Below are 11,372 nucleotides of genomic sequence, written 5' to 3' on the forward strand. Positions count from 1 at the left end.
CCCCCGCCACAAAGGACCGCCCCATGACCCAAGCCCCGCGCGCCGATGACCGCCTGATTGTTGCCATGGATGTCCCCAACGCGCTGGCAGGACTGAAGCTCGCCGAGCAGCTCGGCGATGCGGTTTCCTTCTACAAGATCGGGCTCGGTATGCTGACCGGCGGCGGGCTGGCACTGGCCAATGAGCTGAAACAGGAGCATGGCAAGCGCATCTTCCTCGACATGAAGCTCTTTGACATCGGCGCCACCGTGGAAAACGCGGTGCGCGGCCTGGCGCAGTTCGATCTCGACTTCCTCACCGTGCATGGCGACCCCTATGTGGTGCGCGCTGCCAAGGAAGGCGCCGCTGGCAAGGATCTCAAGATTCTCGCCGTCACCATCCTCACCTCGCTGGACCGCCAGGACCTGAATGGCGCGCTGATCAAGGACGGCGCGGTGCAGGACCTGGTGCTGGAACGTGCCGGCAATGCCTTTGCCGCTGGTGCCGATGGGGTGATTGCGAGCCCGCAGGAAGCGGCCCTGATCCGCGCCCTGCCCGAGGCTGAAGGCAAGCTGATTGTCACCCCGGGCGTCCGTCCCGCCGGTGCGGCCCTGGGCGACCAGAAGCGGGTTGCCACCCCGGCCGCAGCCATCGCCGATGGCGCTGACCACATCGTTGTGGGCCGCCCGATCTGGCAGGCCGAAAGCCCCCGCGCCGCCGCAGAAGCTATCCTGACAGAGCTCGCCGGCGCCCAAGTCTGACGGCTGACCCCCGGCGGAAATCTTCAGTCCAGACAGATTTTGCCTGCGCAGACGGCGGCCCTGGCCGCCTCTGCCTAAAAATTAGGCAGAAATAAATCTTTTGCGCTAAGCATAGGCGACCCCCTCTGGCTATGGTGCAAAAGTATAGTGACGCTACGTCAACCCCCTCTTTTTGCACGAGAAACCCGTCGCCGCCTGCAATTCTGCGCCAAATTGTCCTGTGCCCTCAAAAGCACACCATGCGGTTTCGCAACTCTGCCCGCCCCCCGGGAACTTTGCGAAACGGCCAAGGCTGCGCGATTCTAGGACTTGAGACACTCCCCAGACGGGCTTTTCTTCCTGAGGTCCGTCACCTTCCCCCCGCCAACCAGCGGGGGATCTTTCTTTCCGGTACACAAATCAGACAGCTTTTGCTGCCAGGTACTCCCGCAATCGGTCAGAGAAATGCGGCACCGCCAACGGGTGCGCGCAATAGGCCTGCGGCGCCATCAGCGTCCACCGCTGCCCTTCATCGCCCAGCCTTATCTGACTGGCAGCTTCCGCAGGTAAATGCGCTGCAAAGAACCAGACCTTTCCCCGCGGCCGCCGGTAAGCGCGGGACCAGGTCAGAGCATCGGGCCGCAGAACCAGTCCGACCTCTTCCTCGGTTTCCCGCAATGCACAGGCTTGCGGGCTCTCTGCCCCCTCCCGGCCGCCGCCCGGCAAATCCCAGTGACCGGGGTAAGGAATGTCCGGCTTGTCGTCCCGCAGGATCACCAGCAGGCCGCGCCCCACAAAAAGCGCCAGTTTTGCGCCGGAAAATTCTTCATCTGCCCGTGTCATGATCTGTCACTTGTGAATGGGCCGCGCTAAAGACAAGGCCTCAGCCGCAAGCTACACTGAACTGTCCCTACATCCAGCAGAATTCCCGCCGCCATGCATGCCCTGTGCCGAGACTGCCTGAGCCAGATCGCCCCTGTCCGGCGCTGCCCCCATTGCGGCAGCCCGCGGGTGAAAACGCATGAGGAACTCTTTTCCCTCTCCATCGCCCATATGGACTGCGATGCGTTTTATGCCAGCGTCGAGAAGCGCGACAATCCGGAGCTGGCGACCAAGCCGGTGATCATCGGCGGCGGCAAGCGCGGCGTGGTCTCCACCGCCTGCTATGTCGCCCGCATCCGCGGTGTGCGTTCGGCAATGCCGATGTTCCAGGCGCTGAAGCTCTGTCCAGACGCGGTGGTCATCAAGCCGCGGATGAGCGTTTACGTCGAGGTCAGCCGCGAGATCCGCAAGCTGATGAATGAACTGACACCGGAGGTAGAGCCGCTATCGCTGGACGAGGCGTTCATGGATCTCACCGGCACGGAGAAACTGCACGGCGCACCGCCCGCGGTGATGCTGGCGCGGCTGGTCAAACGGATGAAGGACGAGCTGGGTGTCACTGGATCCATTGGCCTCAGCCACAATAAGTTCCTAGCCAAAGTCGCCTCTGATCTCGACAAACCGCGCGGGTTTTCGGTGATCGGCAAGGCTGAGACTGCTGATTTCCTGCGTGAAAAACCGGTGCGGCTGATCTGGGGCATCGGCCCGGCAGCCCAGGCCAGCCTGGACAAGGCCGGCATCCGCACTTTCTCTGATCTTTTGCGCTGGGACAGGGAAGCACTGCACAGCCGTTTCGGCTCCATGGGCGACCGGCTTTGGCACCTGGCCCGCGGCCAGGACCGCCGCAAAGTTTCGGCCAATGCACCGGTCAAATCGATTTCGAAAGAAACTACCTTCTTTGAAGATACTGCCAGCCTGGAGGTTCTGGATGGCCATCTGTGGCGACTGGCCGAACAGGTCTCAGACCGCGCCAAGGCGCGGGAGCTGGCGGGCCGGGTTGTCACGCTCAAGCTGAAGCGCGCCAACCATTCCGCCCTGACCCGGCGTGTGACCCTGCGCAGCCCCACGCAGATCGCCGACCGGATCTACCGCACGGCCCGCGGATTGCTGGATCAGGTTGGCAACGAAGGCCCCTACCGGCTGCTGGGCTGCGGCATCTCCGACCTGGTTCCCGAATCGCAGGCGGACGAAAGCGGCGATCTGCTGGACCCGCTGGCAGGCCAGCGCGCCGAAGCGGAGCGCGCCACCGACGCAATCCGCAAGAAATTCGGAGAGGGGGCAATTCTGAAAGGGCGGTCGCTGCGCTAAACTCCGGCTGACCGCTTATTCCGCCGCCAGCGGAAGCTCTTCCTGACCGATAGCCGCGATCTCTGCGGTCACCTGGTGCAGCAGTTTCTTCAATTCGTCAAAGTTTCCATTGGGGCGGATATTCGCTTCATCCATATACAGCGCCCGGTCAATCTCGATCTGGACCGCGTGCTGACGCCGGGACGGGCGGCCGTAAGTCTGGGCGATGTAAGCGCCGGCAAAAGGCGTGTTGCGGGACACATTCAGGCCCGCCGCGGCGAAGGCTGCCTCAATCCGGTCGACAATTGCACTATCCGCTGCCGCCCCGAACCGGTCGCCCAGAACAACTTCGGGCTTGGGCCCGCTGCGCGGCGCCATGGTATCGATCGCCTCATGCGGCATTGAATGGCAATCAACCAAAATCGCCTGGCCGAACTGGCGGTGCGCCTGATCCAGCAGCCCCTTCAGAGCCTTGTGATAGGGGTGCCAGTAACAACGTATCCGCCGCTCTGCCTCTGCCACCGGCAGCTTGCCGCGGTAGATCGCCCGCCCGTTTGCAACAACCCGGGGAATCACCCCCAGCCCCGACGCCACCCGCGGGTTCTGCCCGCGCTTCTGCACCCCTTCGATCAGCGCCGGATCCAACTCGTCGGGCGAACGGTTCAAGTCCAGGTAGGCACGCGGCTTGACGGCTGTGAGCAAGGGCGCTCCGAATCCCGGAGCAGCCGCGAACAGCTGATCGACAAAAGCGTCTTCGGAACTGCGGATCACCCGGCGGCCCAGAATCGTCTGTTCCATAAAGGAATCGGAATAGTCCGTGCCGCTGTGCGGAGAGGCAAAAACCACTGCCGAGGCCAGTTTCTGCGGCAAAATCACGGAAAACGCTGTGTCAGGCATCCTTGCTCCGGTGCTTCTTCTGCAAGAAACAGCATAGAGCGGAAATTTCTGCGGTCAAAAGCTCTTGCGCCCGCCGGCGACTCTATTTATAGACCCCCTCACCGGCGCGGCACCCCGCGCCCCTTTCACTTCTAAGGGGCAGGAGGCAGCGCAGGCCAGAGTGGGCGATTAGCTCAGCGGTAGAGCACTTCGTTGACATCGAAGGGGTCACAAGTTCGATCCTTGTATCGCCCACCATCCATTCACTGCTTCGGCTTCGGCCCAAGCACCCGCTAACCCAGGCGCTGGTTCGCGCCGCAGACAAGGAGAGAGGCCATGAAGGTCAAGAACTCGCTCCGTTCGCTGAAGAACCGGCACCGCGATTGCCGGGTTGTGCGCCGTAAAGGCCGCGTTTACGTGATCAACAAGACCCAGCGCAAGTTCAAAGCGCGCCAGGGCTAAGATCCGCAAACAGCGACATGCAGAAAACCGCATCATCCGATGCGGTTTTTTTGTGTTTGTGGTCGATGTCCTTGTCAAGCCGAGGCGGGGTGCTCCCCCTGTCCGCTCAACGCAGAACCCTGGCGTCTGCGGCATTGGCCTGACCGGACAGGATCAGCCGCAGCCCCAGCCCGATCATCACCGCCCCAGTGAAGCGCTCTTGCCAGGCGACCAGCGCAGGATTCCGGGCCAGCCATTGGCCTGCAGAGCCCGCAGCCAGGGCAACACCTCCAAGCGAAACAATCCCCGCCAGTTTTTGCAACGTGCCAAAGATCAGGAACTGCTGCCAGACCGGGCCTGCCCCCGGGTCCACAAACTGCGGCAGGAACGCAAACATGAACAGCAGCGACTTGGGATTGGTCAGGCTGTTGACAGCCCCTTGCTGCACCGCTTGCCGGTTGGTGACCGCCTGCACTTTGCGCAGCTCCGTTCGCGGGCGCAGGCTGGCCCGCAGCATCTGCAGCCCGAGCCACATCAGATAGGCGGCCCCAATCCAGCGGATCAGGTCCAGCGCCTGCGGGTAAGCCGCCAGCAGCGACGCAAGGCCAAGAACCAAAAGCCCGACTTGCACTACGCCCGCTACAAGGATCATCCCCGCAACTGTAAACAAGGCGACCCTCCGCCCCTGGCCAATGCCGCGCCCCATGACCAGCATCATGTCCGGTCCCGGAGACAGCTCCAGCAGCACCAAGGCGGCCAGAAAGGATATCAGGGTTTCAACTGCTGGCATATCGCCCTCCCTTTTACTCTCCCCCTACCTAGCGGGCCGGATTCGCCCGGTCCACTCTGACCGCGGCTCTGATTACGACATTTTGGAGCCGCGGCCGCCCGTCTCCGCCACGGCTGCAAGCCCCCGAAAAGAATCGCAGAGCGGCGCCCGGGTAAACTTTCCGAGTGTTTCAGTCAGAAATTCGTTGCATCTTTCGCCGATTGCTTTAATCGACTCTTTCAGTCGGATAACAAGCCACAGAAGAACGGGACATCCAATGCTGAAAGCCACAACCGTACTGGCCGGCGCGCTGAGCGCAGCAGTTGCCACCTCCGCCGCAGCTGAAGGCGAGCTGAACATCTATTCCTCGCGCCACTATGACACCGATGAGCAGCTGTACTCTGAGTTCGAAGACGCCACAGGCATCACCATCAACCGGATCGAAGGCAACGCGGATGAGCTGATCGCGCGGATGAAGGCCGAAGGCCAGAACTCCCCCGCCGACGTCCTGATCACTGTCGATACCTCCCGGTTGACCCGCGCCAAGGATGCCGGCGTGCTGCAAAGCATTGAAAGCGATGTGCTGGAGACCCGTGTCCCCGCATACCTGCAGGACGAAGACAACCAGTGGTTCGGCTTCAGCCAGCGCTCCCGCATCATCTTCTACGACAAGGCCGAGGTTTCGAGCCCGCCCTTGACCTACCTGGATCTGGCTGATCCGGCCTACAAGGGCAAAGTCTGCATCCGCTCCTCCAAGAACACCTACAACCAGACCCTCTTGGCGTCGATCGTGACCCATCACGGTGCTGAGAAAGCGCAGGAGTGGGCCGAAGGCGTGGTTGCCAACATGGCGCGCGACCCGCAGGGCGGCGATACCGACCAGATGCGCGGCATCGTCTCCGGCGAATGCGATATCGCAGTGGCCAACAGCTATTACTTCGCCCGCTCGATCCGCAAAAACGTCAAGGGCCTCTCGGACAACCGCGACCAGATCGGCTGGCTGTTCCCGTCGCAGAACACCGAGGGCGCGCATATGAACCTGTCGGGCGGCGGTGTCGCCGTGCACGCCCCGAACAAAGAAAACGCCATTAAGTTCCTGGAGTATCTCGCCAGTGATTCCGCCCAGGCGTATTTCTCGGCGGGCAATGACGAATACCCGGCGGTTCCGGGTGTTGGCCTGGCTCCTTCAATCGCAGCCCTCGGCCACTTCAAGCCGGATGACGTGAACCTCTCCGAGGTCGCCAAGAACCTGCCGGAAGCACAAAAGATCTTCAACGACGTTGGCTGGAAGTAAAGCCTTTGCATTGTTGAGAAAAGGCGCGGAATTTCCGCGCCTTTTTTGTAACCTTTCGTCCCTCAAATGCCACACTGGCCTGCACAGGCCTGACAAATCAGTGAAAGCCGAGCTTTTGCTAGACCCGTCTGTGCACAGCGCCTATACGTTCGCGCATCTTGAAATTCGGGGGGAATCATGCAGTCGGGAGCACGCCGCGCTCTGGGGGAATGGAGCGTATGAACCGGTTGCCGGTAACGATTATCAGCGGGTATTTGGGGGCCGGGAAAACCACCCTGATCAACCGCTTGCTGAGTGAAGATCACGGACTGAAGCTCACTGTGATCGTCAACGACTTCGGCGCGGTCAATATTGACGATGCGCTGATCCAGGAGACCGAAGGCGGCAAGCTGGCGCTGACCAACGGCTGCGTCTGCTGCTCAATGGACGGCGACCTCTCGCTGGCGCTGCATCAGGTCGTGAACCAGCCGGAACGCCCTGACCACCTGGTGATTGAGGCCAGCGGCATTGCCGACCCGGTCTCTATCGCCAACACGGTGCTGAACGAAAGCGGCCTAAGTTACGCTGGTATCGTTACTCTGGTGGATGCTGTGAATGCCGGAAACCTGCTGAACGATCCGCTGGTCGCACCGCAGGCGGAACAGCAGGTCCGCGCAGCCGATCTGGTGATTGCCACCAAATGCGATGAGATTTCTGAGCCCCTGTCTGAACTTCTGAACAAGGCCGGCGCCCGCACCCCCACCGTGTTGAACGGCTCACCCGTGGCAGAATTGCTGTTCGACGTGGTGCCGCTGCCCAAAGGCCGCGCGGTGGCAGCACATCCCGCCTACGCCACGTGGCAGCACCGCAGCAGCAAGGTGCTGGACCGGCGCGCGCTCGGAGACAAGCTGGCGGAGCGGCCCGCGGGCCTTTACCGGATGAAAGGCTTTGTGCTGACCACCGGCGGCGCTTATGAGCTGCACGTAGTCGGGCGCCACGTCGAAGCCAAGCGCTGTGAAGCAGAGGAAACCTTGCTTGTGGCTCTGGGTCCGGCTGACCGTATTTCCCGGGATGAGATCGAGGCCTGGTGGGCGGCCTGAGCCGCAAGCACAAGAAAATTCTAAATTTTCTTGCCAAGAATTTTACTCAAAATTCTTGGCGCCTAGCGCCGCCGCCCAACCTGGCGGCAGATCAGGATCACCGGCAGCAACCCGACCGCCATGATCACCAGAGAGGGCACCGCAGCGCCCTCCAGCCGCTCGTCGGCGGCCAGCCGGTGCGCCTGCACCGCCAGCGTGTCAAAGTTGAAAGGGCGCATGATCAGAGTTGCAGGCAATTCCTTCATGACGTCGACGAAGACGATCAGCAGGCCGGTCAGCAGACTGGGGGTCAGGATCGGCAGATGCACCCGCCGCAGCATTCCCATCGGACCTTGCCCCAGCGAGCGCGCTGCCGCATCCATGTTCGAGTGCATGGTGGCCTGCCCGCCCTCATAGGCCCCCAGCGCCGCCGCCATGAAACGCACCCCGTACGCGGCCACCAGCAGCCAGATGGATCCGGTCACCAAAAGCCCGGTCCGGATCCCAAAGGCCTCGCGCATCCAGGCATCCAGTGCATTGTCAAAGGCCGCAAAGGGCACGATCAGACCTACCGCGATCACCCCGCCGGGCACCGCATAGCCCAGCCGAGCCAAGTATGCCGCAAAAGAGGACATCCGCCCTGGCCGCAGCCGCTGATAGAAGCCCAGGCACACTGCAGCCGCCACCGTTAGGACCGCCGCTGCCGCCGCCAGGGTGATTGAGTTGGCGGTGAAGTCAATGTAGCGGCGGCTGAGCAGGTTCTGCTCGGAATCGAAGCTCATCGTGAACAGAATGATCACCGGCAGCAGGAATCCCAAAATCACCGGCACCGAGCAGAAGAAAACAGCCGCTGCCGCCTTGATCCCGCCCAGTTCAGCCGGGGGCATCTGGTTGTGATGCTTGCCCGCGTGGTGATATTTGGCACGCCCCCGCGTGGCCCGCTCCACCACTGCCAGCGTCAAGGCAAAGCCCAAAAGGCAGAGCGCCAGCTGCGCCGCACCGCCGCGATCCGCCAGCGAGAACCAGCTGGTATAGATGCCGGTGGCAAAGGTTTGCACCCCGAAATAGGAAACCGTCCCGAAATCCGCGATCGTCTCCATCACCGCCAGAAGCACGCCCGAAGCAATGGCAGGCCGCGCCATTGGCAGGCTGACCATCCAGAAGGCCTGCCAGGCATTCTTGCCCAAGGCTCTGGCCGCCAGAAAAGCACCTGCGCTCTGCTGCATGAAGGCCGCCCGCGCCAGCAAATATACGTAGGGGTAAAGCACCAGTACCAGCATCGCCGCCGCACCGCCGGTGGAACGGATCTCAGGGAACCAGTAGTCCCGCGGCCCCCAGCCGGTCACTCCGCGCAAACTGGCCTGCACAATGCCGGGATGGTCCAGAATATGGGTATAGGCATAGGCCAGAACATAGGCCGGAAAGGCCAGCGGCAGCACCAGCGCCACCTCCAGAAACCGGACGCCCGGAAACCGCGCCATCGTGACCAGCCAGGCCGCACCGGTGCCGACGGCAAAAGTGCCGAAGGCAACCATGGCCACCAGCGCCAAAGTGGTCAGCGAATACCCCGGCAGAACAGTACCGGCCAGATGACGGATCGTATCCGTCCCGCCGAATATCGCCGCCAGAGCAACTGCCAGCATTGGCAGGACACAGGACAGCGCCACCGCCCAGGCCAGCAGTGCAAAGACTCCGCCCCCGCTCTTGCCGCGGCGGCGGCCGTTGGAAGCGTATTCTATGGGATCATTCGCGGCAGTCATGGGTCCGGCTGAAGTTTCGCGTCGCCCTATTACGACTATTCCTGTCGGAAATTCCAGCGGGAAAGCACATTCCCCCCAGCCGAAAGCTGAAACAGCAAACGGGTGCCCTGCCAGGCACCCGCAGTTCAGGCCGTGCAAAGGGTTCAGTCGTAGGTTCTCTGATCCTCGATCACCAGCCCATCCTTGGGCAGAGCGTCAGGAGCCACAACCTCGATCCTGCCCTTGAGTTTCAGAACCTCAGCGACAGAGCGGGCATAGGCTGCTTCATCGCCGCCTTCCGCTTCGATCTGCACGGTCATCGCATCCATCTCGCCATCGCGGCTGGCTACGACCCGCGCCTTGACGATCTCGGCATGTTTGTCGACCAGCGCGGCCACCTGTTCGGGGCGCACGAACATGCCCTTGATCTTGGTGGTCTGATCCGCCCGGCCCATCCAGCCCTTGATCCGCATGTTGGTGCGGCCGCAGGGCGAGACACCCGGCATTGCTGCCGACAGATCGCCAGTGGCAAAGCGGATCAGCGGGTAGTCGGGGTTGAGCGTGGTCACCACAACCTCGCCCACCTCGCCCGGAGCCACCGGGTTGCCGGTGCCAGGCGTAACGATCTCGACGATCACATGCTCGTCGACAATCATCCCCTCCATTGCCGGGCTCTCATAGGCAATGTTGCCCAGGTCAGCAGTCGCATAACACTGCAGGCAGGCGATGCCGCGATCCGCATATTCCTGACGCAACGATGGGAACAGAGCACCGCCCCCCACTGCAGCCTTGGAGAAGGCCAGGTCCACGCCCATCGCATCCGCCTTATCCAGAATCACTTTCAGATAATCCGGCGTTCCGGCATAGGCGGTGGCTCCGACATCCCGCGCCGCAGACACCTGCAGCTCGGTCTGGCCGGTGCCTGCGGGCAATACCGCAGCCCCAACGGCCCGGGCGCCGTTTTCAAAGATCATGCCGGCAGGCGTCAAATGGTAGCCAAAGCAGTTTTGCACCACATCGCCCTGGCCGATGCCCGCAGCATTCAGGAACCGCCCCATCCGCCACCAGTCACCGTCCACGCCGCCTGGCTCATAGATCGGACCGGGGCTCTGGAAGATATGTGCAAAGCCATGTGCTGGCTTCACTGTAAAGCCGCCAAAGGGCGGATTGGCTGCCTGCGCCCGGCTCAGCTCTGATTTACGCAGCACCGGCAGTCCGGCCAGCGCCTCGATCGAAGTCACCGCGGCAGAATCCACACCATCCAGCATTCCGGCGTAGCCTTGTGCAGTTTGGGCACGGGCGATCTGCTCGGGCAGAGCCTCGGCGAGGTCTGCGGCACGCTCATCTGCGCTGCGGGTTTCTAACGTGTCAAAATAGCTCATCGCATCACCATCCCGCATCAGCTCAGCCACCTCTTGCGGCGGCGGTACGAGCGCACATCGCGGAAACTCTTGCGCCCTTCATCCGACATGCCGAGGTAGAATTCCTTCACATCCGGGTTCTCCCGCAGCTCGGCCGCGGGTCCGTCCATCACCACCCGGCCCGATTCCAGGATATAGCCGTAGTGGGCATACCTGAGGGCGACGTTGGTGTTCTGTTCGGCCAGCAAGAAGGTCACACCCTCCTGCTCGTTGATCGATTTCACGATCTCAAAGATCTGCTCGACCAGCTGCGGTGCGAGACCCATCGAAGGCTCGTCAAGCAGGATCGTCTCCGGCCGGGACATCAGCGCGCGGCCCATCGCCACCATCTGCTGCTCACCGCCCGAGGTATAGCCGGCCTGGCTCTTGCGGCGCTCCTTCAGACGCGGGAAGTAGTGATAAACCATCTCCAGGTCTTTCTGGATGTCAGCGCTGCTGTCAGAACGGGTGTAGGCGCCGGTAAGCAGATTTTCCTCTACCGTCAGGTGCTCGAAACAATGGCGGCCTTCCATCACCTGGATGACGCCCTGCTTCACCAGATCCGCCGGGTCCAGCGCATGCACATCCCTGCCGCGGTATTTGACCGAGCCCTTTGTCACTTCGCCGCGCTCGGAGTGCAGAAGGTTCGACACCGCCTTCAGCGTGGTGGTCTTGCCGGCCCCGTTGCCGCCCAGAAGCGCGGTGATACCGCCCTTGGGCACATTGAGGCTCACGCCTTTCAGAACAAGGATCACGTGGTTGTAGATCACCTCGATATTGTTGACCTCCAGCAGGGTCTCGGCCTGCACATCTGCGGTATCGGCAGTGTTCGCTGCATCCAGCATCAAAGCGTGTCCTCATGCCTGTCCCGGATTTGACCCGGGACCGTGTCGCGCGGTGCGGCGGC

Annotated in this window: 11 protein-coding genes and 1 tRNA gene; 6 read left to right on the forward strand and 6 right to left on the reverse strand. The window is 62.2% G+C overall.

Annotated elements, in window-relative coordinates:
- Window positions 1-23 precede the first annotated feature (23 nt).
- Window positions 24-740: an orotidine-5'-phosphate decarboxylase gene (gene pyrF, locus RA20_RS21320; protein ID WP_039133574.1), complete on the forward strand. Its 717-nt coding sequence runs from the start codon at window positions 24-26 to the stop codon at window positions 738-740.
- Window positions 741-1,139: 399 nt separating this feature from the next.
- On the opposite strand, the gene RA20_RS21325 is transcribed toward pyrF, so the two are convergent.
- Entirely contained in the window at window positions 1,140-1,562 is a 423-nt protein-coding gene (locus RA20_RS21325) for an NUDIX hydrolase (RefSeq protein WP_039133540.1), read from the reverse strand.
- A 93-nt stretch (window positions 1,563-1,655) separates the two neighbouring features.
- On the opposite strand from RA20_RS21325, the gene RA20_RS21330 reads away from it, so the two are divergent.
- On the forward strand, window positions 1,656-2,909 hold the full coding sequence (locus RA20_RS21330) for a DNA polymerase IV (protein ID WP_039133543.1): 1,254 nt from the start codon (window positions 1,656-1,658) through the stop codon (window positions 2,907-2,909).
- A 15-nt stretch (window positions 2,910-2,924) separates the two neighbouring features.
- Here RA20_RS21330 and RA20_RS21335 read toward each other — a convergent pair whose 3' ends face one another.
- Window positions 2,925-3,785: an N-formylglutamate amidohydrolase gene (locus RA20_RS21335; RefSeq protein WP_039133546.1), complete on the reverse strand. Its 861-nt coding sequence runs from the start codon at window positions 3,783-3,785 to the stop codon at window positions 2,925-2,927.
- Between the two features lie 162 nt (window positions 3,786-3,947).
- On the opposite strand from RA20_RS21335, the gene RA20_RS21340 reads away from it, so the two are divergent.
- Together RA20_RS21340 and ykgO are read left to right on the forward strand one after the other, a co-directional pair.
- A tRNA-Val gene (locus RA20_RS21340) sits at window positions 3,948-4,022 on the forward strand.
- A gap of 78 nt (window positions 4,023-4,100) precedes the next feature.
- The gene (gene ykgO / locus RA20_RS21345) at window positions 4,101-4,226 is read left to right on the forward strand and encodes a type B 50S ribosomal protein L36 (protein WP_005648635.1); all 126 of its coding nucleotides are present in this window, start codon (window positions 4,101-4,103) and stop codon (window positions 4,224-4,226) included.
- A 106-nt stretch (window positions 4,227-4,332) separates the two neighbouring features.
- Here ykgO and RA20_RS21350 read toward each other — a convergent pair whose 3' ends face one another.
- Entirely contained in the window at window positions 4,333-4,995 is a 663-nt protein-coding gene (locus tag RA20_RS21350) for a LysE family translocator (protein WP_039133561.1), read from the reverse strand.
- 256 nt (window positions 4,996-5,251) lie between these two features.
- On the opposite strand from RA20_RS21350, the gene RA20_RS21355 reads away from it, so the two are divergent.
- Together RA20_RS21355 and RA20_RS21360 are read left to right on the forward strand one after the other, a co-directional pair.
- Window positions 5,252-6,268: a Fe(3+) ABC transporter substrate-binding protein gene (locus tag RA20_RS21355; RefSeq protein WP_039133565.1), complete on the forward strand. Its 1,017-nt coding sequence runs from the start codon at window positions 5,252-5,254 to the stop codon at window positions 6,266-6,268.
- Between the two features lie 218 nt (window positions 6,269-6,486).
- The gene (locus RA20_RS21360) at window positions 6,487-7,347 is read left to right on the forward strand and encodes a CobW family GTP-binding protein (RefSeq protein WP_039133576.1); all 861 of its coding nucleotides are present in this window, start codon (window positions 6,487-6,489) and stop codon (window positions 7,345-7,347) included.
- A gap of 62 nt (window positions 7,348-7,409) precedes the next feature.
- On the opposite strand, the gene RA20_RS21365 is transcribed toward RA20_RS21360, so the two are convergent.
- The 3 genes from RA20_RS21365 to RA20_RS21375 all read right to left on the reverse strand — a co-directional run bounded on the left by RA20_RS21365 (window position 7,410) and on the right by RA20_RS21375 (window position 11,310).
- Complete coding sequence (locus RA20_RS21365) at window positions 7,410-9,086, reverse strand: ABC transporter permease (protein ID WP_039133568.1); 1,677 nt, start codon at window positions 9,084-9,086, stop codon at window positions 7,410-7,412.
- A gap of 143 nt (window positions 9,087-9,229) precedes the next feature.
- Window positions 9,230-10,447, reverse strand: coding sequence for a phenylacetate--CoA ligase family protein (locus tag RA20_RS21370; protein WP_039133579.1), 1,218 nt, complete (start codon window positions 10,445-10,447; stop codon window positions 9,230-9,232).
- 17 nt (window positions 10,448-10,464) lie between these two features.
- Window positions 10,465-11,310: an ABC transporter ATP-binding protein gene (locus tag RA20_RS21375; RefSeq protein ID WP_039133571.1), complete on the reverse strand. Its 846-nt coding sequence runs from the start codon at window positions 11,308-11,310 to the stop codon at window positions 10,465-10,467.
- Between the last annotated feature and the right edge of the window lie 62 nt (window positions 11,311-11,372).

Origin of the sequence: Leisingera sp. ANG-Vp, assembly GCF_000813725.1 — a bacterium.
In the GTDB taxonomy this organism is placed as follows: domain Bacteria; phylum Pseudomonadota; class Alphaproteobacteria; order Rhodobacterales; family Rhodobacteraceae; genus Leisingera.